Source organism: Prosthecobacter sp. (genome assembly GCF_044222345.1).
Taxonomy (GTDB): Bacteria; Verrucomicrobiota; Verrucomicrobiia; order Verrucomicrobiales; family Verrucomicrobiaceae; genus Prosthecobacter.
In genome coordinates this window covers 50,975-70,189 of sequence record NZ_JBGANL010000032.1, presented here as the reverse complement: position 1 = coordinate 70,189, position 19,215 = coordinate 50,975, and the positions used below count along the sequence as shown (strand labels likewise).

Below are 19,215 nucleotides of genomic sequence, written 5' to 3'. Positions count from 1 at the left end.
CCCCGCCCCAAAACAGCGCCCGGCTCCACATCACGCTTAAAAATCCAACCCCTACTGGCACCCGAAATGCTGCTTGATTGTTTCGAACTGGTGGAGATTGATGCGCCCCCGTGCCCTGCTTCCCCTTCCGATATGATTGTTTGGGATAATTTCTTCTGGTTTACCAGCTACATCCTCGTCTTCACCGCCCTGTCCGCCTTTGGCGCGCACAGAATCAAGGTGTTATACCATTATTGGAAGCACCGCATGGACGTGCCGGTGCCTCCCCATGAGTTCGCCGAGCTGCCCGTGATCACCGTGCAGCTCCCCATTTTCAACGAGCTCCACGTGGTGGAAAACCTCCTGCGCACCGTCAGCGCCCTGGACTACCCGCGCGACCGCCTGCAGATCCAGGTGCTGGACGATTCCACGGACGAAACCGCCCCCCACGCCGAGAAGCTTTCCGCCGATCTGAAGGCCCAGGGCTACGACATCGAGTACCGCCACCGCAGCAACCGCCACGGCTTCAAGGCCGGCGCTCTGGACGAAGGCATGGCCTCCGCCAAGGGCGAGTTCATCTGCATTTTCGACGCCGACTTCCAGCCGGCACCCGACTACCTCAAGCAGGTGATCCACCACTTCACCGACGAGAAAGTCGGCATGGTGCAGGCGCGCTGGGGGCACCTGAACAAGAATTTCTCGCTCCTCACCAAGCTGCAGGCGCTGTTTCTGGACGGCCACCTCGTGCTGGAGCAGACGGCCCGCAGCCGCCACGGCGAATTCCTGAACTTCAACGGCACCGCCGGCATCTGGCGGCGCAAGGCCATCGAAACCGGCGGCGGCTGGCAGCATGACACCCTCACGGAAGATCTGGACCTCAGCTACCGCGCGCAGCTCAAAGGCTGGAAATTCATCTACCTCAAGGACGTCGTGGTCCCCGCCGAGCTCCCGCCTGACATGGACGGCTTCAAGAGCCAGCAGCACCGCTGGACGAAGGGCAGCATCCAGGTGTGCAAAAAGATCCTCATGGACGTGTGGCGCAGCGACATCCCCCTGCGCCTGAAGATCGAGGCCACCTCCCACCTCACGTCAAACTTCGCCTACCTGCTCACGCTTTGCACGCTGGTGCTGATGTATCCCGCGAATTTCGTGATGGGCAGCAGCTGGCACAAGGCCGTCTTTGTGGACGTGCCCGTGTTCTTCTTCGCATCCCTGAGCGTCATCATTTTCTACATGACCGCGCAGGGCGCCCAGGGCCGCTGGGGCTGGCTCAAAACCCTGCCCTATGTGCCCATGCTGCTCGCCCTCGGCATCGGCATGAGCATCAACAACGGCAAGGCCGTGCTGGAGGCGCTGCTCAATCAGTCCTCCGAATTCGTGCGCACGCCGAAATACGGCATCGAAAACAAGGCGCAGGCCAGCAAGCAGCGCTCCATCTACAAGGCGGGGAAATCCATCGCCCTGTGGATCGAAGTCCTGCTCACCGGCTACTTCGGCTGGATGATCGCCCTCGCCGCCCAGCGCGGCCAGTGGGGCAGCATCCCGTTCCTGCTGCTGTTCTTCTTCGGCTTCGGGTACGTGGCTTCGGGCAGCCTGATGAAGCGGTTTTCGATGTCCGCTTTCCAAGCGCCGCAGCCGGTGCCGGTGGAGGTGTGAGGAAGTTGCCCAGTTGCGCCGCAAATGGGGTGGGGCGCTCGTCAATGAGTGTCGCGGTAATGCTTGGGACGCCGTCGCCAGTAATACGGGCGTTTTCGAGCATGCCCTATCGCCATGATGACGACCTGTCCCTTCCAAACGGTGTAGGCGATGTAGTAGAGGCTAAATCGTTCCAGATTGGCCCGTCTCACGCCGTAGCGCCGGACGCTAAACAGTTCGGGATTGTGTGAAATCATCTTCAACTGCTGCAGGACATCTGAACGAAAACCGGCCTGCAGGTCGGGATCGACCTCGAAGTAATAACGGATCGCTTCGCGGTATTCCTCACGGGCGTCCTCATGGAAGACGACGGGCCTCATGCTTTGCCAAGCGATGCCACAAATACATCCATCTCAGCCTCGACTTCATCAAGTGGAACCAGCCTGACTGTGCCCGCCTCAATATCCTCGAGACGGCTCTTGATGACGGCATCCCATTCAGCCTCGACCTCTGCAGGATCATCTTGTGAAGTGGGTGCCGAATCGAGATCAAATTCAAGCACACGAACCAGAGCCTCCCGTTCATCAAAGGGGAGCTGGCTGGCTTCTTTGCGAATGCGCTCAACGGTGGCGGTCATGGCTCCATACTACCTCTTCGCGGCTTGATTGTCCAGCAGGCCTCTCTTGTCGCGGGAACGGACAAAACACCCGCCGCGTAACTTTCCCCCTTCCCCGGGGTTATCCCTGCCCGCATGAAATTGCTCTCCCGCGCCTTCGCTTCCGCCTTCACGCTCGCTCTTGCCACCCCTTCCCTGCTCACCGCCGCCGGCAATGACTGGCCGCGCTTCCTCGGGCCCACGGGCGCGGCCATCGTCACGGAATCCAAGATCCCGCTGAAGTGGAGCGACACGGAAAACCTGCTCTGGAAAACGGACATGCCAGGACCGGGTGCCTCCAGCCCCATCGTGCTGGGCGACAAGGTCTTCATCACCTGCTGGACCGGCTACGGCGACAAACCGGGCGCGGACAACATGGCCCGCCTCGTGCGGCATCTGCTCTGCCTCAGCCGCGCCGATGGCAAAGTCCTCTGGGATGCCAAGGTGCCCAGTGCTGCGGCGGAGGATCCTTTCACCGGCTTCATCACCGAGCACGGCTACGCCACCCACACGCCCGTCACGGATGGCGAGCGCGTGTACGTCTTCTTCGGCAAAAGCGGCGCGCTGGCCTTTGACCTGGAAGGGAAGCAGCTCTGGCAGACCTCCTGCGGCACCGGCTCCGGCCAGCGGCGCTGGGGTTCCGCAGCGAGCCCGATCGTGCATGGAAACCTGCTCATCGTGAACGCCAACGACGAGAGCCAGACGATCTTCGGCCTCGACAAAACCACCGGCAAAATCGTGTGGAAGGCCGAGGGCGATTTCGGCATGGCCTACGGCACACCCAACATCCTCAAGCGCGAGGGCGTGGACGATCTCGTGCTCGCCGTGCCGCAGGAGCTGTGGGGCATGAATCCTGACACCGGCAAGCTGCGCTGGTATGCCACGCACGGACTCACCGGCAACGTCTCCCCCTGCCTCGTCCCCGGTGGTGGTGCTGGCGATACGGTCTATGTCTTCGGCGGCTTCCCTGCCACGCGCAGCACCGCCATCAAGATCGGCGGCAAGGGCGATCTCGGTCCCAAGGCCATCCTGTGGGACAGCAGCTCCAGCAGCTACGTCCCCACGCCCATCCTCAAAGACGGCCACCTCTACGTCATCAACGACCAGGGCTTCGCGATCTGCATCGACGCCAAGACCGGCAAGGACGTTTACCGCGAGCGCGCCATCATGGGCTCCCGCGGCGGCGGCAAGCCCTTCTACGCCTCCCCCGTCCTCATCGGCGACAAGCTCGTCTGCGTCTCCCGCCGCAACGGCGCCTTCGTCCTCGCCGCCAAGCCCACCTACGAACTGCTCAGCACCAACGAATTCGCCAGCGACACCACCCACTTCAACGGCACCCCCGCCGTGAGCGGCGACTTGCTGATTCTGCGCAGCAACAAGGCGGTGTATTGCGTGGGGACGAGGTGAAGAAGTTGACGATGTTTTTTCAGAGGTAGCGCCGCAGGAGAAGGTAGGGACGCGCTGCGCCGCGTCCGTAGAATCCTTCGTCCCAGCGCGGGCTGCTGACACAGCGCGTCCCCCTTTCAAAACGCCTCCGCCTTATGCTTTCGAACGCCTTATGGACGGCGCACCTTTTGGATCGCCCGCGGAGCGACAACCCCTCATCGTCGGACCCGACGCAGCGGGTCCCTACCAACCCGAAAATGCCGAGCGCCCTCAACGACCACAGAGCCCTCTCCTTTTTGCGCTTTTTTGTGCCTCTTTGCGGCCAACCTCTGCGGCCCTCTCCTTTTCGCACCTGTTTCAGTCCTTTTGTGCTGCCCGCTGCCGCTTTCCCCTACGCGGCCCGTTTTACCCCCGCAACCCCGGCGAAAGGCCGCCGCCCGCGCGGCGTAGTCCTCGGCCATGATTCGCTCCCTGCTCTTCGTCGTCGGCGCTTCCGCGCTGCTTTCTCTCCATGCCAGCGCCCAGAACATCCGCGCCGGCATCATCGGGCTGGACACCTCACACGTCCTCGCCTTCACCAAGACGCTGAACGCCAACCCGCAGAAGCCGGAGGTCATGGGCGTGCGCCTCGTGGCCGCGTATGCGCAGGGCTCCAAGGACATCCCCTCCAGCACGGAGCGCGTGCCGGAGTACACGGAAAAAGTGAAAGCCATGGGCGTGGAGATCGTCCCCAGCATCCATGAATTGCTCGACAAAGTGGACGTGGTCTTCCTCGAGTCCAACGACGGCCGCGTGCATCTGGAGCAGGTGCTGCCCTGCATCGAGGCGCACAAGCCCGTCTTCATCGACAAACCCATCGCGGGCACCCTCGTGGATGCCATCAAGATTCTCGATGCCTCCAAGAAGGCCAGCATTCCCGTGTTCTCCTCCTCCTCGCTGCGCTTTGGCAAAGGCACGCAGGCCGTGCGCGGTGGCAGCATCGGCAAGGTGAAGCAGGCCAGCACCAAGAGCCCCGCCAGCCTGGAGCCCCACCACCCGGACCTCTTCTGGTACGGCATCCACGGCGTGGAGTCCCTCTTCACCGTCATGGGCACCGGCTGCAAAAGCGTGAAGCGCGGCACCGTCATGGAGGAAGTCACCACCGTGGACAAAGTCACCAAGAAGGAGACCAAGCAGACCGTCAGCCGCATCACCGTCACCGGCACCTGGGAAGGCGGCCGCACCGGCACCTTCACCGAATCCAAAGGCTACGGCGGCAAGGCCATCGGTGACAAGGGCGAGGCCGACATCGGCACCTACGACGGCTACGACCCCCTGCTCTACTCCGTCGTGCACTTCTTCCGCACCGGCGTGGCTCCAGTGAGCTCTGAAGAGACGCTGGAAATCTACGCCTTCATGGAAGCCGCTGACGAAAGCAAACGCCGCGGCGGCGCCGAAGTCACCCTCAAGGAAGTGATGGACAAGGCCCTCGCGGAAGCACGCAAGTAAGCACTCGGAGGATGGGCGTGGCGACAGCCCTGTCTATCCTTCGAAGCACGCAGTGCGAAGAATGGACCCGTCCCTCAGCGTATGGCAAACACCACGGCCTGCGAACGTCCTCGCAGTCGGGCGGTTTGGCGGAGGGTGCTGTGGGAGAAGAGCAAACCCCAGCGCGCCAAACACGACCCGACCTACGGCCAGAGCAGCGCGCATGAACGTAGGACGGTCGTGGCGAAGCCCGCCCGTCTGCGAGCGCGCGGCAAACACCACGGCCTGCGAACGCCCTCGTAGTCGGGCGGTTTGGCAGGAGTGGGACCATCCTGGTCCCTCACGCTCCGCACACGCCCTCCGTTCCGCGCTGGCAAAGTGCGGCTAGCTTGTCCGCTCGCGCTGCTGCCTTCGCCAGCGTTTGAGGGATCAGGATGATCCCTCTCCTGCCGGAAGCGCTGCGCGGATTGGAAGAAATGAGCGATGGGATGCCGCCATGTTCTCGACGCCAAACACACCCGGCCTACGTCCGGAGCTGTGCCGCTGTTTGCGTTGAAAATCCCCGCTTCCGCCCGCCGCCGCACGATTATCGCCGCTCTTCCGGGTGCGAGCGCCGTAGTACCAGACAGCCCCAAACGCCACCGGGACGGATCTGGTCTCTGCGGCGGGCGATGTGAAAGAGTCCCTTTCTTTCGCCCAAATATGTTCAACATTCCCTCCCGTCACTACGTCTGAGAATCACGCGCTCCTCAAAGAACCGCTGAAAAATCCCACCCCCAAAGACCACTCCATGAAGACCCAACCTCGTCTCTGCATTGCGTTCACCTGCGCCGGCATGCTGGTGTCAGGACTGCCCGGCCTCCACGCCCAGCAGCCCGGAGCACTGCCCCCGGCCGCACCGACGAAGCCTGTGGCACCGCCCACGCTGATGCCCCCGGCGGATTTGAAGGAACCTCTGACGGCGGATTTTTCCGCGAAGATCCTGCGTGACGCCAACCCGCTGCCGAACAACGGCCAGCTGCAGATGAGCTATGCCACCGTGGTGGAAAAGATCCTGCCCAGCGTCGTCACCATCCACTCCTCCACGCCCATCAAGGCTCCGGAAGTGGACCAGATCCCGCCGCAGCTCCGCCCCTTCTTCTACCGCTTCTTCGGCGCCCCCGGCGGCTCGGATCCCTTCGGCGGCGGCATGAATGAAGACGACGAGCCCGCACCTGCTCCGCGCCGCCGTGGCCAGCCGCAGCAGCCCCAGCGCCCGCAGCAGCCCGCCCCCGACGATGACGCCCACCAGTCCCAGGGCGTCGGCTCCGGCATGATCATCACCCCGGACGGCTACATCATGACCAACAACCACGTCGTGGCAGATGCCAAAAAGATCGACGTGGATGTGGATGTGAATGGCACCTCCAAAACCTACCGCGCCACCGTGATCGGCACCGATCCGCTCACCGACGTCGCCCTCATCAAGATCGACGCCACCGGCCTCACTCCCGCCACGCTGGGAGACAGCTCCAAGCTCCGCGTGGGAGACATCGTCCTCGCCGCAGGCGCACCCATGGAGCTCAGCCGCTCCGTCACCCAGGGCATCGTCAGCGCTTTGGGCCGCAGCAATGAAGGCATCGTCGGCAGGGGCAACGGCCTCGGTGGCCGCGTCCAGGGCTACGAAGACTTCATCCAGACCGATGCCTCCATCAATCCCGGCAACTCCGGTGGCCCGCTGGTGGACGGCATGGGCCGCGTCGTCGGCATCAGCACCGCCATCCTCTCCCGCACCGGCATGAATGCCGGCATCGGCTTTGCCATCCCCATCAACATGGCCCTCCACATCGTGGAAGACCTGCTGGACGACGGCGCCGTGCAGCGCGGCTTCCTCGGCGTGCAGATCACCGATCTCGACGCCGCACTCGCCGAGCGCCTCGGCTTCAAAGAGCAGGGCGGCGCAGTCGTCATGATGGTCGGTGCAGGCTCGCCCGCCGAAAAGGCCGGCATCCAGCTGGAGGACATCATCGTCGCCATCAACAATCAGCGCGTGGACAGCAGCAGCCGCCTCCGCCTCATCGTCAGCGGCACCAAGCCCGGCAGCCAGATCCCTATCGACGTCATGCGCGGCGGCAAACGCATCACCCTGAACGCCACGCTGGAAGCCCTGCCCGAAGAGGCCCTGTCTGAACTGAGCAGCGGACAGCGCGGCATCCCACGCCCCGGTGCCCCTGGCGGCCAGGCCAAGGACAACATCAGCGAGCTCGTCACCGGCGTCACCGTCCAGACCCTCACCCCCGCCCTGCGTGAGCGCCACGACATCCCTGACAACGTGAACGGCGTCATCGTCACCAAGGTAGACGCCGACAGCCGCGCCGCCGCCATGGGCGTGGAGGAAAGCGACGTCATCTCCCACGTGAACCGCAAGCCCGTGACCAACGCCGCCGAAGCCCGCACCCTGGCCAAAGGCAGCGACAAAACCGTCCTCCTCCGCGTCTGGCGCAAAGGCGACACCATGCTCCTCATGATCGGCAACAACTAAGCCGGCAGCAAATCATTCGCCCGCGTGTGCTGCGAAGCATGCGCGGGCTTTTTTGTGACTGCGAAAACAACCCAATTTCCGCCGGCAGCCCGCCGGGAGACGTTCGTTTTGCCGCAGCGAGGCCAAGGAGCAGAGGTGGCAGAGATAGAAATTCATTCTCTGCTCCCTCTGCCTCTCCGCCCCTCTGCGGCAGATTCGAACGTGCCTGCGACTTCGAAACAGCGGGGCTCGGAAGCGCGGAGGGCTTGCGATCCGTCGCCATGCAGCAAACCTTCCCTTATCGCAGGAACAGGACTACTTTGCCCCATGCTCTACGACGCCCACAACCACCTCCAGGACGAGCGCCTCGACCCATGGCGTGAGGACATCCTCGCCAGCACGCCGCAGACCGGGCTGGCGGAGATGATCGTCACCGGCTCCAGCGAGGAAGACTGGCCCGCCGTGGCGGAGCTTGCCCGCAGGCACGCGTGGATCCGCCCCGCCTTCGGCCTGCACCCATGGTATGTGAAAGAACGCACCACCAACTGGGCCACCACCTTGCGGCATTTTCTGGTATCCCATCCCCGCGCCGTCGTCGGCGAGGCCGGTCTGGATCGCTGGATCGAGAACCCGGACATCGAAGCCCAGCTCGAATGCCTGCGCACACAGCTCGCCCTGGCCGTGGAGCTGGACCGCCCCGCCACCCTGCACTGCCTGCGCGCCTTCGGCCTGCTGGAAGAAACCCTGCGCAGCACCCCGCTGCCCCGCCGCGGCTTCCTCCTCCACTCCTACGGCGGCCCCGCCGAGATGATCCCGAGCTTCGTCAAGCTCGGCGCCTACTTCTCCCTCAGCCCCTACTTCGGCCACCCGCGCAAAGCCGCGCAGTTGGAAACCTTCGCCAAGGTCCCCCTGCACCGCCTCCTCGCCGAAACCGACGCCCCGGACATGTGGCCGCCGGATGAGCTAAACCCCCACCCGCTGCAATCCGCCGATGGCAAGCCGCTGAACCATCCCGCCAACCTCCGCGTGAGCTACGAACTGCTGGCGCAAGTACGCGGCATGAAGTTGGAAGAGCTGGAAGAGATCATTGCCGCGAATTACAACGCGCTCTTTGGCACCCATACACGCCTTGCGGCCTGAAGGGCCGCTGGAGTCAGCCCAGGGCGCTGGCGCGAAGCGACAAGCCCTGGGTTGCGCGCCCGCAAACATACCGTTGATTCAGGGCGCGCCCTGAAGGGGCGCGGGAAAACCTTCTCACCGTCCGTCATGCCGCAATCCCTCTCGAAGATTTACGTCCACCTCATCTTCTCCACAAAGAACCGCGAGCGTGTGATCCCCCGCCACCTTTACCCTGAATTGCATGCCTACATGGGCGGCGTTTTGCGCGACCTCGGTTGCACGGCCGTGGAGATCAATACCGAACCGGATCACGCCCACCTCCTGTTTGTGCTGTCGCGCACGGAACCAATCAGCACGATCGTGGGGCAGGTGAAGACAGGCTCCACCGGATGGATGCAAAAGCAAAGCCCTGAGCTACAAAGCTTCTATTGGCAGAACGGTTACGGGGCCTTTTCCGTGAGTCAGTCAAATGTGAAGGAGGTGCAGGAATACATTCGCACGCAGCAGGAGCATCATCGCGTGGTGAGTTTCCAGGATGAGTACAGGCGGTTTTTGCAGCGTTACGAAATTCCATTTGATGAGAGGTATGTGTGGGATTGAAGCCGCCTCTCCCGCGCCCCTTCAGGGCGCAACCTTGGAAAACGCTGGAGGCTGACGCCGACCCAGGGCTTGCCGCTTCGCAGCTTCGCCCTGGGCTGAGTCCCGCGGCCCTTCAGGCCGCATAGCCACACCGCGTGCGCTTCAGGAGCATCACCACCCTCCACAGGTCTCCATGGCTTTCGACGCGGCGCAACACCCATGCCTGCGCCGGCGCGAGCCCGCCACCTCTCCAATCAAAAATCGAATGCTCGACAATCGTCAATCCTCCGGCTTCAGAGCACCGCAGGCATACGCGATTGACGAGCCGAGCGAAGCGAGACAGACGCAGCGCAGCGAATCCATGATGAAGCCTTCATTTTTGATTTTCGAATTATCTCCGCGTCACCACGTTCCACGCGCCTCAATAACTCTTGCGCGGCATTGAGACAGGGCCAACGCTGGCCCGTCCCCTGCTTTCATTATGCCATCCATGCGCAAAACCAAAATCCTCTGCACTCTCGGACCTGCCACGGAGAGTCCTGAAGTCCTTGCCAATCTCATCGCCAAAGGTGCCGACGTCATCCGCCTGAACATGAGCCACGCCTCCCATGACTGGGTGCGCACCGTTTATGCTCGTGTCCGCGAGGCCGCCGCCGCCTCCAAGCGCGAGATCGCCGTGCTCATGGACCTCACCGGCCCCAGCATCCGCACCGGCGATGTGGAGCAGCCCTGGCAGCTTCAGGTGGGCGACACCGTGGAGTTTCGCTGCAAGGCCGATGTGCCCTCCACCACGCCGTACTCCGTCAGCGTCAACTACCCGGATCTGGGCAAGGACCTCAAAATCGGCGACACCATCATGGTCGATGGCGGCATGATCCAGATCAAGGCCACCGAGATCTCCACCCTCCGCGTCATCGGCACCGTCATGACCAAGGGCGAGATGAAATCCCGCCGCCACATCAATCTTCCCGGCGTGCCCGTGCGCCTGCCGCCGCTCACGCAGAAGGACTACGCAGACCTCGATCTCGGCGTGGAGCTGGGCGTCGATTTCTTCGCCCTCAGCTTTGCCCGTGAGCCCGGCCACCTGCAGCACCTGCAGCTCCTGCTTGAGCAGAAGCAGAGCAAGGCACGCGTCATCGCCAAGATTGAAAACCAGCAGGCCATCGACAACATCGACGCCCTCGTGGAGGCCTCCGGCGGCATCATGATCGCCCGTGGCGACCTCGGCAGCGAGTGCCCCATCGAGGACCTGCCGCTCATCCAGCGCCAGATCGTGGAGCGCTGCTCCTACCATGGCCGCAAGGTCATCGTGGCCACGCAGATGCTGGAGAGCATGATCGAAAACCCCGTGCCGACGCGTGCAGAAGTCACCGACATCTTCAATGCCGTCATCGAGCAGGTGGACTGCGTGATGCTCAGCGGTGAAACCAGCGTGGGCCGCTACCCCGAGAAATGCGTGGAGGTGCTGGACACCGTCATCAGCCGCATCGAGCAAAAATACCCTTCCGGCCGCTTCGCCGTCGATGCCCCGCTCAAGACCAACAAGCACAAGACCGTGAAGGCCGCCATCCTGCTGGCCAACAGCATCCCCGGCAGCAAGCTGCTCGTCTTCACCATCCGTGGCGTCATGGCGCATCTCCTCGCCCATCAGCGCCCGGAGTTCGCCCCCATCTTTGCCTTCACGCCCAATCTGCACGTCAGCCGCACGCTGGTCACCGCCCGTGGCGTGAACCCCTTCGTGCTGCAGTTCACCGAGGGCGATCCCGAGGACGGCATCCGCAATGCGCTGGATCTGCTGCGCCGCGAAAAGCTCATCAAGCACGGCGATCCCCTCGTCATTCTCAGCGATGCCCTCTACGACGGCATCAATGTGGATGCGATTCTGCTGCGCGAGGCTTGAAAGCGACCTGCATCCGGCAGATTAGGGAAGTGTCAGCCGTATTCCTGCCCATGCGTTCCGTCCGCCTGCTAGCTCTAGCCATCTTCATCGCCCCTCTGGCGCTGGCGGACACCCGCGTGTTCGTCAGTCTCGCGGGCACGCTGATGGAGGCGGAGATCACCGCCGTTTCGGGTGACAATGTGACCCTGAAGCGCAGCAGCGATCAGCAGACCCTCACCATCAACCGCAAGACCCTCTGCAAGGAGGACAGCGCCTACATCGCCACCTGGGCGGCGCAGCACCCGGACCTGGCCGCCGCCCCTGCGCCCACAGCAGCAGGCACCGCAGCGCCAGCGCAAAAATTCCGCCTGGTCTGCCAGACTCTGCCCGCCAAGAGCAACCGCAGCGGCGGAGACCTCTACCAGCGCACCTTTGAGCACACCTACAACTTCAACATCAGCAGTCAGGAGGTGAACCGCGACCTGCAGGGTGCCCGCGGCCTGGCCCTCATCCTGGCCAAAAACACCTCCGACCGCAACGGCGACCTCATCGTGCTGCAAAAGGAGGAGTTTGACGTCTCCATCCGCCCCCAGTCCAAGATGGTGCACACCACGCAGCCCGTGCGCCTCACCTACTTTGTCGGCGGCGACTCGCCGGATGCCGGAGTGAAAAGCTACGGCTACGTGCTCATCATTCGTGATGCCGCAGGCAACGTCCTGCACGTGGAGGCCAGCCCTGACACCAGCGCAAAGTTCACCAAAGAGATCCTGGCCCTTCCCGAAGCCCCCTGCATGGTGGACCGGGAGTTCAAACTCAAGGCCCGAACGGATGTGCCGCTGGAGTACATCAGCTTCTGAGGACAGTCTCGGATTCGCTAGCCGGCTGTAGCCGACCCTAAAAGGATTGACGCAAGAGACCCGTCCACTATACATCCCACTCGACCGCGCTTAGGCACTCCTTGTTAACCACCTAGCCCTGCATCATCCGATGACTCATCTACTTCACACACTCGACCACCGCCTTTGCAGCCTGCGCACCGCCGGGTTCCTCGTCCTCGCACTCCTCATCGCCGTCGGCACTGCCAGCGCGGCAGACTCCCCCGCAAAGAAGGCAGATCCAATTGCCGGCCGCTGGCGCTGGGTAAACAACGACATCGTTACCATCCTCCCCGATGGCACAGCATCCTGTCCCAGCGTAGGTACAGCCACCTGGAAATGCACCTCCACGGCCAAGCCCCCCACTTACGTCCTGACTTGGAAAGACGGGGTCTTTATTGACACCATCCACCTCCTCAAAGGCGGCAAAGAAATCAAAGGCACGAATGCCCAGGGCCAGGAAATCATCGCCACCCGCCTCCCCGATCTGCCGAAGAAATAGCGCCTGCCACTCGTCGCCGGTTTTCAGCATGGGTCGCCAAGTAAGAGTCTGGCGTTTCGGCGGAGTACGGCCTTTTTTGTCGAAGATACGAAGGTTAGGAGGAAATAAATTCCGCGCCCCCGGCCTACTTCCCCAGCAGCAGCAGCACACCTGCGGCAATGGCAAGGCAGGGTACAATGATGCTGAGCGCACCGAGGCTGATACCGAAGGCACCGCTGCAGCCGATGATGATCAGATAGATGGCCAGAAGCAGCGTGCTGGGTGATTTAGTGATGTTCATACTAAGAATACGGTTTGGGGGTTGAGTTTGGCTGTGACCAAGCGGCGCAATCAATGCTTCCGCTCAGAGATCAGAAGCATGATGCCGCCCACCAGCGCGATACCGCCGACAAACGGGGGCAATGGAAAGGTATGAACCTTTTCCGCAGTCACCTGAATGGGGCCGAGATCAATGGCCTTCTCAGTGGTGGTGTAGGTGAAGCCATGATAGGCGAAGACAAAGACGCCGAGAACGAGGAGCAGGATGGCAATGACGATGGTAGGTTTCATAGATGAATGGGAAGGGGTGTGAAATGAAGTGAGGACGCCGATCCGGGCTTCAGAGGACACGACGCCCCTGGATGAGACGCAGCAGGACGACGATGATGGCGATCACCAGCAGGATGTGGATGAATCCGCCCATGGTGGTGCTGGTCACGAGACCGAGCAGCCAGAGGACAATGAGAATGACAGCGATGAGAGAGAGCATGAGATGATGTGTGTTTGGGCAGGAGAGAAGTCAGACCGCCCAGGCAGGCAGGCTGCAGGTGATTAAGTTCCTGACTGCTGAGTGGCTGGCTTCATGAGTCTCACTATGGGCCATGCGCCAGCCAACTGCGATGGGGTGTAACCCTACTCGCAGAGGCGCTGCGGTGTGGCATGCCAGCCACCCATTCCCCCCACACAGGTCTGCGGTGTGGTCCGCGCTGCCACCCTGCCAGCCCCTGCTTCCATTCCGCTGCGACAGGGACTCCCGTCTTGTTTTGATCGCCTCCCGTTGAAATCAAAGAGGCGCTGCTGCGAACCTTGTCTGGTCCTGCAACAGCGCCCTGGATGCGATGAATCAGCCGACTATCGCGCTGCGTTCTCGATATGGCTGCCGACGTGTTCGACATCCTGGCCGAAGCCTCGGAAGGTGCGGCAGCTGGTGCCCACCATGGAGAAAATGACGGAGGCCAGCAGGAGGTGTGCGATTCGTTTCATGGGTGTCTTCATAGATGTGTGTGTTGAGCGTTCGTTGATGGTGTCAGTGCGGCATGGAACCAGGGGCTGCCTCAGGCGGCCAGCGCGGCGCGGTATTCCTTGATGGCGGCTTCCACCGCTTCACGTGTCTCTCCAGTGCGCTTTTGAATGCGTCCCAGCAGTTCGTCCTGCTTGCCATCGATCAACTGGAGATCGTCGTCCGTCAGTGCGGCCCACTTCTGTTTGAGGTTGCCTTTGAGAATGTTCCAGTCGCCTTGGAGTTGCAGTGTGTTCATGACTTTCATGCTAGCCCTCACCGCATGCTTAAACCATGGGGTGTAACCCTACCGCGTGGCATGCCGGTTGCTGGGAAGCAGTCCGGCATGCGCATGGAGGCAGAACGTTTTATCGCAGGCCGAGTGCCTGCAGCAGGGCGGGCACGATTGAATTGGTGACGCTCATGCCACGTGCCTGCTGGTATTGAGCAATGGCGCGCAGCGATTGCGGTCCGAGCCTGCCATCAATCGGCCCCTGGTAATACCCCAGACGCGCCAGAGCCTGCTGCACGGCGAATTCATCAGACATGCTCTGGTTGTTCGGCTGGAGTGCATACCCTTTCGGAAAGTGTTCACGCTTGGCGAAGTACTTCACGTCTGGGCGCTGATAGTAATAGGGCGAGTTTGGGGGGCCATAATAGTAGCCACGTCCCGCATACCCATTGCCTGGAGAAAGGACAAAACGCGATGGTGGATGCGCCATATACACCACCTTGTTGTGATCACCGTGGTCGTCTTTGTGACTGTACTTTGGCTCCTGCTTGTGCCCCTCGTTCGGGTGCCCGGCATCATGGCCGTGACCTTTCGGATTGCCGCCGTGACCTTTGTCTTTTGCCTGGCAGATCGGTGCCAGCGCCATCAGCAGGGCAGCCGCCAGGGCGCTTGCTCTGAATGTCCGGGATATCAGTGTGGGATATTTTTTCATGGTGTTGTTTGGGTGTTACTGGAAAATCGTTAGAAACTGCGAAATGGCTTCATTTTCAGGGGGGGGCATCGCAGTTCAGCGCGCCGCGCCCCCGCTCTGCCATTTGAATTCCACCACTCCTGCCGGGGCATTCACCCCAGGGGGGATTCAAACGACAGGGCATCCTATTTCCGCAGGTGCAGGCCTCAGCGCAGAGTCTGGATGACGAGCTGGTTGCTCACATCTTCCGGGCGTCCCAGCCTGGCGGCTATCTCACCGATCCGGCGCCTGCCTTCGGCAGAATTGACGCGGCCACGCAGCGTCGTCTGGGAATGCAGTGTGACGACCTCGATCTGTTTCGCATTGGAGGAAAGGCGGGGATCTGCCTGGATGGCCTGATTGATCATGGCGGTCTTCTGCCGGTCGCGGAAATCCACCCCCTGCTCCATGGCATGCACATGGCTCACCTTGCCTGCCTGTGCGTTTTGCTTCGAGTGGACGCCTTTGTCGGCCTGCACTTCACGGTTCACATAGGATTCCTCCATGAAGGCGCCGCTGCTGAGCCATTTGAAATGCGGTTCGTCGGCGAGTTGCTTGTAGTTGTCATCCACCACCAGGGCGGAGTGTGCTGCATTGAACTTAAGCGCCCGGGCTTGGATGACGACATTGGCATTGCCCCCCATGCTGTTGCCCTCGGCAATGACGTGAACGAGACGTCCCTTTGGCAGATCCGTCATCAGGCTTCCCACCTGCCCCAGATAGCCGCGCTGCGCACTCGAGATCGGCATGCCCAGCATGTCTTTGAGTTTCTAGATGTGTCCCAGCGGCAAAATTTCGGCATTCTTGACGACTGTCTGGCCCGGGAGGAAAAACCAGGGTTGCAGACCATAGTAACGGCACACCTCAGCCACCCGCTCGCGGGCTGTGGCCTCAGCCATGTGCGAGCGGTCAAATCTCGGCGCGGCGGCAAACTTCGCCCGGCTCACGTTGAGTCGAAGCAACTGCCCTTTTTCATCAAACGTCAATGCGCGGGGTGGCACGGCGGTGAGCCTGGCACCGAAGCCCAAAAAGCCGCCGCCCGATGTGACGACCACTTCGACCAGGCGGCCATTTTCCAGATCAGCCGTGACAAATTTGACCCTGCCCAGCTTTTCATTCTGCATGTTCAAGACTTCGGCTCCATCGAGTTCCGCAAACTTTTCGGGGCGCCGATATTTGAGGGCATCGGGGTTTTCGGCTCCCTGGGTTTGCAGGCAAAGGCAGGACGCCATGAGCGCTGCGGTGATAAGAATGGAGTTTGATTTCATTGATGGTTTGAAGGCACCTTCGTGAGCCCGTCACGCATTTTGCGGCGGCACCGAAGTTTCTTTCTGTGGTGAATGCTACAGCGCTGCATTCAGGCAAACCATGGGGTGTAACCCCACTCATCATTCTCCAGTCTTCGTTCAGGGTTCGATGCTCACAGGGGTGCCAACCTCCGCCGAACGGTAGAAGGCGGCAGCCATGAAGCCGGGCATGCGGATGCAGCCGTGGGAGGCCGGATAGCCCGGCAGGTAGCCTTCATGCATGCCGGTGCCGCCGACGATGCGCATGAAATACGGCATCTTGGCCCCGTCATAGATCGCCCCCTTGGGCTTGGGGTCCTTGCTGGTGTCCACATCCTTTTGGATCACGTTTCCATCGGCATCCACGTAATCGCCAAACAGGGAGGACACATGATCGATGTCCTTTTCGATGATTTTAAAATTGCCCGTCACTGTATCGCGCCCTTCACGCCCGGATGAAATTTCCGACACTCCCGCAAGCTGGCCGTCTTTGTAAAAAAAGGCGCGCTGCTGTGAAAGGCTGATCCGGATGGAAGGACTGCCGGTCATCATGTCACCGTTCCAAAACGACTGTTCCTGAGGAACGGGCGGCGGCGGGGGCCCCACACAGCCAGCGGCCAGCCCCAGGGCGACGAAGGTGAGAAGGAGGAAACAGCTTTGAAGGTGGAGTTTGGACATGGCGCGTAGTTTTTCAGAGTGCGAATTTTTGTCGGCATCATCAGAGGGTCCTGCCCAAAGAAATACAGCGTCAGCGTACAATCTTTACGCATGAGCACTGCAAACGGCCTTCTCTTCCTGCCAGCAGTTTCAGGGTAGGGTTTCACCCCATGGCGCGGAAGCCTCCTGCTCCGGAGACTCAGATGTCAGGCAAGCACCTGCCATTATTGATGATGCATGACACCTGCCGGACTGCCCCCAAAATGAGAGAGTTGAAGACACCCAGTCTGCCGGGATGGCACACACCCGCCGGACTCACCCTTCCGGCGGCAGACCGCTTGCAGCTCGATGAGTCACGGCTCCTGGAGCAACAACTGCGTGACATCACCCGCAAAATTTTGACCTCAACCGAACTGGAGCAGCTGCAGTTGAGCCTCCAGCTCCATGATGAAATAATCCAGACACTGCTGGGCATCCAGGTTAGACTGCTGGCCTTGGAGCAAGAGGCCGCCAGCGGCCATGCGGGTTTCAACCAAGGACTGATCACCACGCAGCGGCTGGTGAAAAAGTCGATCAGAAGTATCAACCGCTTCGCCCGCAAACTGAACCTGCCCTATGCAAACTAACCAGCCCGTCTTTGCACGGCGCTATTTGACCGCTCTACGCAAGCATCTCAAACAAGGAAAGCCGGAGAGTCTGGACGCAGCACGACGCCTGGGCACGCAGGCCGTGGTGCTGAAGCTGGAGACTCTCGCTCTGGCACGGCTGCACGAGGATGCGCTGATCACCCTGGTGCTGCCGCACTACTCCACCCGCACCAGCGATGGCATGGTCCGCCAGGCGGGCCTCTTTTTCAAGGAAGCCGTCACGCCCATCGAGGAAACACATCGCGGTGCCCTCGAAGCCAATGTGCGAATGAAAGGCATGATCGAATCCCTGCGCCAGCGCACCTCCGAACTCGCCACCGCCAACCAAGGGATGAAAAAGGAAATCAGCCAGCGCAAGTCGGTCGAAGAATCCCTGCGCACCAGCGAGAAGACCACCAGCCAGCTTCTGCAAAAATCGCGCCGCATGCAGGAGGAACTGCGCGATCTCTCACGCCGCCTGCTCTCCGCGCAGGAGAAAGAACGGCAGAAGATCAGCCGCGAGCTCCACGACGTCATCTCGCAGACGCTGACTGGCATCAATGTCCGGCTGGCGACCCTGAAAATCCAGAGCGGGACCAACACCAAGGACCTGCAAAACAAGATCACCGCCACGCAGCGCCTTGTGGAGAAGTCAGTGGACATTGTCCACCGCTTCGCCCGCGATCTGCGCCCCACCGTGCTGGATGATCTGGGCCTGATACCCGCACTGCAATCCTACCTGAAGGATTTCATGGAGCAGACGGGGATCCATGTGAGCCTCACCATCTTCGCCGGGGTCGAGAAACTCAGCAGCGACGTGCGCACCGTCTTGTATCGCATCGCTCAGGAGGCGCTCACGAATGTCTCCCGTCATGCCCATGCCAGCCACGCCCGAGTGGCCATCCGACAAGGCGAGACGGCTGTCAGTGTGGAGATCATCGACAATGGCCAGGGCTTCGAGGTGGAAGGAGCCGCACTCGCCAAAGGCCGCAAACGCCTTGGCCTCCTCGGCATGCGCGAACGAGCAGAGATGATCGGCGGCACCTTTTCCATCACTTCCTCTCCAGGGCAGGAGACCACCGTCCGCGTTGAAATTCCGCAGCACCGTGTCGCCCCCAGAAAGCGCCACGCCAAACCTCGCACCCCAAGAACGAAACACTTATGAAACCCATCACTGTACTGCTGGCCGAAGATCACATGATAGTCCGTGAAGGGCTGCGCGCTTTGCTGAAGCTCGAAACAGACATCGAAGTCATCGGCGAAGCTGAAAATGGCCGGCAAGCAGTGGAACTGGCCCGCAAGCTCTGTCCGGATCTCGTCGTCATGGACATCGCCATGCCCTCGCTCAATGGCATGGAGGCCACCCGGCAGATTTTGCAGGCACAACCTGGCATCAAAGTGCTCATCCTTTCCGCGCACAGTGACGATGCCTACGTCGCACTGGTCATGGCCATCGGTGCTTCAGGCTACCTGATCAAACAAACCGCCGCACACATTCTTCCCAGGGCGATCCGTGAGATCCATCGTGGCAGCACTTTCTTCAGCCCCATCATCGCCAAACGCCGCAATCACCACCGGCAGAAAGCGCAAGAGCGTGGTGAACTTCGCACCGCGAAAGACACCGAACAGCTCACATCGAGAGAATCTGAGGTGCTGCAGCTCATTGCAGAGGGCCGGGCCAACAAAGAGACGGCGGAAGAGCTGCACATCAGCATCAAAACCGTCGAAAAACACCGCCAGAGCCTTATGAACAAGCTTAACATTCACGACACTGCCGGCCTTACCCGCCACGCCATCGCCGCCGGCATCATCGAAAGCAGCGTCCAGGTGACGATCCTATGATCGTGAGA

Annotated in this window: 23 protein-coding genes; 12 read left to right on the top strand and 11 right to left on the bottom strand. The window is 61.4% G+C overall.

Annotated features, from left to right (window positions below):
• The first annotated feature begins 132 nt into the window (after positions 1-132).
• Complete coding sequence (locus ACILSL_RS17115; protein ID WP_395733273.1) at positions 133-1,635, top strand: cellulose synthase family protein; 1,503 nt, start codon at positions 133-135, stop codon at positions 1,633-1,635.
• 41 nt (positions 1,636-1,676) lie between these two features.
• Here ACILSL_RS17115 and ACILSL_RS17110 read toward each other — a convergent pair whose 3' ends face one another.
• Both ACILSL_RS17110 and ACILSL_RS17105 read right to left on the bottom strand, forming a co-directional pair.
• A complete protein-coding gene (locus ACILSL_RS17110; protein ID WP_395733272.1) occupies positions 1,677-1,994 on the bottom strand; it encodes a type II toxin-antitoxin system RelE/ParE family toxin in 318 nt (105 codons plus the stop codon).
• Positions 1,991-2,251 (bottom strand): addiction module protein, encoded by a 261-nt coding sequence (locus ACILSL_RS17105; protein WP_395733271.1) that lies wholly within the window; start codon positions 2,249-2,251, stop codon positions 1,991-1,993. The genes ACILSL_RS17110 and ACILSL_RS17105 overlap by 4 nt, the downstream gene beginning before the upstream one ends.
• Before the next feature lie 114 nt (positions 2,252-2,365).
• On the opposite strand from ACILSL_RS17105, the gene ACILSL_RS17100 reads away from it, so the two are divergent.
• The 8 genes from ACILSL_RS17100 (at position 2,366) to ACILSL_RS17065 (ending at position 12,576) form a co-directional block, all read left to right on the top strand.
• On the top strand, positions 2,366-3,676 hold the full coding sequence (locus ACILSL_RS17100; protein WP_395733270.1) for a PQQ-binding-like beta-propeller repeat protein: 1,311 nt from the start codon (positions 2,366-2,368) through the stop codon (positions 3,674-3,676).
• Positions 3,677-4,114: 438 nt separating this feature from the next.
• On the top strand, positions 4,115-5,143 hold the full coding sequence (locus ACILSL_RS17095; protein ID WP_395733269.1) for a Gfo/Idh/MocA family protein: 1,029 nt from the start codon (positions 4,115-4,117) through the stop codon (positions 5,141-5,143).
• A 769-nt stretch (positions 5,144-5,912) separates the two neighbouring features.
• The gene (locus tag ACILSL_RS17090; protein WP_395733268.1) at positions 5,913-7,643 is read left to right on the top strand and encodes a Do family serine endopeptidase; all 1,731 of its coding nucleotides are present in this window, start codon (positions 5,913-5,915) and stop codon (positions 7,641-7,643) included.
• Positions 7,644-7,949: 306 nt separating this feature from the next.
• Positions 7,950-8,762: a TatD family hydrolase gene (locus tag ACILSL_RS17085; RefSeq protein ID WP_395733267.1), complete on the top strand. Its 813-nt coding sequence runs from the start codon at positions 7,950-7,952 to the stop codon at positions 8,760-8,762.
• A gap of 126 nt (positions 8,763-8,888) precedes the next feature.
• Complete coding sequence (gene tnpA / locus ACILSL_RS17080; protein WP_395733266.1) at positions 8,889-9,341, top strand: IS200/IS605 family transposase; 453 nt, start codon at positions 8,889-8,891, stop codon at positions 9,339-9,341.
• A 469-nt stretch (positions 9,342-9,810) separates the two neighbouring features.
• The gene (gene pyk, locus ACILSL_RS17075) at positions 9,811-11,220 is read left to right on the top strand and encodes a pyruvate kinase (protein WP_395733265.1); all 1,410 of its coding nucleotides are present in this window, start codon (positions 9,811-9,813) and stop codon (positions 11,218-11,220) included.
• Positions 11,221-11,270: 50 nt separating this feature from the next.
• A complete protein-coding gene (locus ACILSL_RS17070; protein WP_395733264.1) occupies positions 11,271-12,056 on the top strand; it encodes a hypothetical protein in 786 nt (261 codons plus the stop codon).
• 130 nt (positions 12,057-12,186) lie between these two features.
• Complete coding sequence (locus ACILSL_RS17065; RefSeq protein ID WP_395733263.1) at positions 12,187-12,576, top strand: hypothetical protein; 390 nt, start codon at positions 12,187-12,189, stop codon at positions 12,574-12,576.
• A gap of 124 nt (positions 12,577-12,700) precedes the next feature.
• Here the strand turns inward: ACILSL_RS17065 and ACILSL_RS17060 are convergent, their stop codons facing one another.
• From ACILSL_RS17060 to ACILSL_RS17020, 9 genes are all read right to left on the bottom strand, one after another.
• Complete coding sequence (locus ACILSL_RS17060; protein ID WP_395733262.1) at positions 12,701-12,856, bottom strand: hypothetical protein; 156 nt, start codon at positions 12,854-12,856, stop codon at positions 12,701-12,703.
• A 50-nt stretch (positions 12,857-12,906) separates the two neighbouring features.
• Positions 12,907-13,125, bottom strand: coding sequence for a DUF3185 domain-containing protein (locus ACILSL_RS17055; RefSeq protein WP_395733261.1), 219 nt, complete (start codon positions 13,123-13,125; stop codon positions 12,907-12,909).
• A gap of 49 nt (positions 13,126-13,174) precedes the next feature.
• On the bottom strand, positions 13,175-13,324 hold the full coding sequence (locus ACILSL_RS17050; RefSeq protein ID WP_395733260.1) for a lmo0937 family membrane protein: 150 nt from the start codon (positions 13,322-13,324) through the stop codon (positions 13,175-13,177).
• 362 nt (positions 13,325-13,686) lie between these two features.
• Positions 13,687-13,818, bottom strand: a complete 132-nt coding sequence (locus ACILSL_RS17045; protein ID WP_395733259.1) for an entericidin A/B family lipoprotein — start codon at positions 13,816-13,818, stop codon at positions 13,687-13,689.
• Positions 13,819-13,889: 71 nt separating this feature from the next.
• Complete coding sequence (locus tag ACILSL_RS17040) at positions 13,890-14,093, bottom strand: CsbD family protein (protein WP_395733258.1); 204 nt, start codon at positions 14,091-14,093, stop codon at positions 13,890-13,892.
• 109 nt (positions 14,094-14,202) lie between these two features.
• The gene (locus tag ACILSL_RS17035) at positions 14,203-14,778 is read right to left on the bottom strand and encodes a peptidoglycan-binding protein (RefSeq protein ID WP_395733257.1); all 576 of its coding nucleotides are present in this window, start codon (positions 14,776-14,778) and stop codon (positions 14,203-14,205) included.
• A 185-nt stretch (positions 14,779-14,963) separates the two neighbouring features.
• Positions 14,964-15,545 (bottom strand): BON domain-containing protein, encoded by a 582-nt coding sequence (locus ACILSL_RS17030; protein WP_395733256.1) that lies wholly within the window; start codon positions 15,543-15,545, stop codon positions 14,964-14,966.
• Positions 15,546-15,566: 21 nt separating this feature from the next.
• Complete coding sequence (locus ACILSL_RS17025) at positions 15,567-16,064, bottom strand: PRC-barrel domain-containing protein (RefSeq protein WP_395733255.1); 498 nt, start codon at positions 16,062-16,064, stop codon at positions 15,567-15,569.
• A gap of 138 nt (positions 16,065-16,202) precedes the next feature.
• Complete coding sequence (locus ACILSL_RS17020; protein WP_395733254.1) at positions 16,203-16,760, bottom strand: L,D-transpeptidase family protein; 558 nt, start codon at positions 16,758-16,760, stop codon at positions 16,203-16,205.
• A gap of 251 nt (positions 16,761-17,011) precedes the next feature.
• Here ACILSL_RS17020 and ACILSL_RS17015 point away from each other — a divergent pair, with 251 nt between their 5' ends.
• Genes ACILSL_RS17015 through ACILSL_RS17005 form a run of 3 tightly spaced genes read left to right on the top strand, consistent with a single transcriptional unit; the run spans position 17,012 to position 19,207 of the window.
• Positions 17,012-17,365, top strand: a complete 354-nt coding sequence (locus ACILSL_RS17015; protein WP_395733253.1) for a histidine kinase — start codon at positions 17,012-17,014, stop codon at positions 17,363-17,365.
• The gene (locus ACILSL_RS17010; RefSeq protein WP_395733252.1) at positions 17,355-18,530 is read left to right on the top strand and encodes a sensor histidine kinase; all 1,176 of its coding nucleotides are present in this window, start codon (positions 17,355-17,357) and stop codon (positions 18,528-18,530) included. The genes ACILSL_RS17015 and ACILSL_RS17010 overlap by 11 nt, the downstream gene beginning before the upstream one ends.
• On the top strand, positions 18,527-19,207 hold the full coding sequence (locus ACILSL_RS17005) for a response regulator (RefSeq protein ID WP_395733251.1): 681 nt from the start codon (positions 18,527-18,529) through the stop codon (positions 19,205-19,207). The genes ACILSL_RS17010 and ACILSL_RS17005 overlap by 4 nt, the downstream gene beginning before the upstream one ends.
• Positions 19,208-19,215: the final 8 nt, after the last annotated feature.

Bases quoted from the DNA above. Each gene is read 5' to 3' on its own strand.
- ACILSL_RS17020 (WP_395733254.1), bottom strand. From the start codon at position 16,760: ATGTCCAAACTCCACCTTCAAAGCTGTTTCCTCCTTCTCACCTTCGTC.
- ACILSL_RS17110 (WP_395733272.1), bottom strand. From the start codon at position 1,994: ATGAGGCCCGTCGTCTTCCATGAGGACGCCCGTGAGGAATACCGCGAA.
- ACILSL_RS17050 (WP_395733260.1), bottom strand. From the start codon at position 13,324: ATGCTCTCTCTCATCGCTGTCATTCTCATTGTCCTCTGGCTGCTCGGT.
- ACILSL_RS17060 (WP_395733262.1), bottom strand. From the start codon at position 12,856: ATGAACATCACTAAATCACCCAGCACGCTGCTTCTGGCCATCTATCTG.
- ACILSL_RS17065 (WP_395733263.1), top strand. From the start codon at position 12,187: ATGACTCATCTACTTCACACACTCGACCACCGCCTTTGCAGCCTGCGC.
- ACILSL_RS17040 (WP_395733258.1), bottom strand. From the start codon at position 14,093: ATGAACACACTGCAACTCCAAGGCGACTGGAACATTCTCAAAGGCAAC.
- ACILSL_RS17030 (WP_395733256.1), bottom strand. From the start codon at position 15,545: ATGCCGATCTCGAGTGCGCAGCGCGGCTATCTGGGGCAGGTGGGAAGC.
- ACILSL_RS17100 (WP_395733270.1), top strand. From the start codon at position 2,366: ATGAAATTGCTCTCCCGCGCCTTCGCTTCCGCCTTCACGCTCGCTCTT.
- ACILSL_RS17045 (WP_395733259.1), bottom strand. From the start codon at position 13,818: ATGAAACGAATCGCACACCTCCTGCTGGCCTCCGTCATTTTCTCCATG.
- tnpA (WP_395733266.1), top strand. From the start codon at position 8,889: ATGCCGCAATCCCTCTCGAAGATTTACGTCCACCTCATCTTCTCCACA.
- ACILSL_RS17085 (WP_395733267.1), top strand. From the start codon at position 7,950: ATGCTCTACGACGCCCACAACCACCTCCAGGACGAGCGCCTCGACCCA.
- ACILSL_RS17095 (WP_395733269.1), top strand. From the start codon at position 4,115: ATGATTCGCTCCCTGCTCTTCGTCGTCGGCGCTTCCGCGCTGCTTTCT.
- ACILSL_RS17035 (WP_395733257.1), bottom strand. From the start codon at position 14,778: ATGAAAAAATATCCCACACTGATATCCCGGACATTCAGAGCAAGCGCC.
- ACILSL_RS17105 (WP_395733271.1), bottom strand. From the start codon at position 2,251: ATGACCGCCACCGTTGAGCGCATTCGCAAAGAAGCCAGCCAGCTCCCC.
- pyk (WP_395733265.1), top strand. From the start codon at position 9,811: ATGCGCAAAACCAAAATCCTCTGCACTCTCGGACCTGCCACGGAGAGT.
- ACILSL_RS17090 (WP_395733268.1), top strand. From the start codon at position 5,913: ATGAAGACCCAACCTCGTCTCTGCATTGCGTTCACCTGCGCCGGCATG.
- ACILSL_RS17005 (WP_395733251.1), top strand. From the start codon at position 18,527: ATGAAACCCATCACTGTACTGCTGGCCGAAGATCACATGATAGTCCGT.
- ACILSL_RS17115 (WP_395733273.1), top strand. From the start codon at position 133: ATGATTGTTTGGGATAATTTCTTCTGGTTTACCAGCTACATCCTCGTC.
- ACILSL_RS17010 (WP_395733252.1), top strand. From the start codon at position 17,355: ATGCAAACTAACCAGCCCGTCTTTGCACGGCGCTATTTGACCGCTCTA.
- ACILSL_RS17055 (WP_395733261.1), bottom strand. From the start codon at position 13,125: ATGAAACCTACCATCGTCATTGCCATCCTGCTCCTCGTTCTCGGCGTC.
- ACILSL_RS17025 (WP_395733255.1), bottom strand. From the start codon at position 16,064: ATGAAATCAAACTCCATTCTTATCACCGCAGCGCTCATGGCGTCCTGC.
- ACILSL_RS17070 (WP_395733264.1), top strand. From the start codon at position 11,271: ATGCGTTCCGTCCGCCTGCTAGCTCTAGCCATCTTCATCGCCCCTCTG.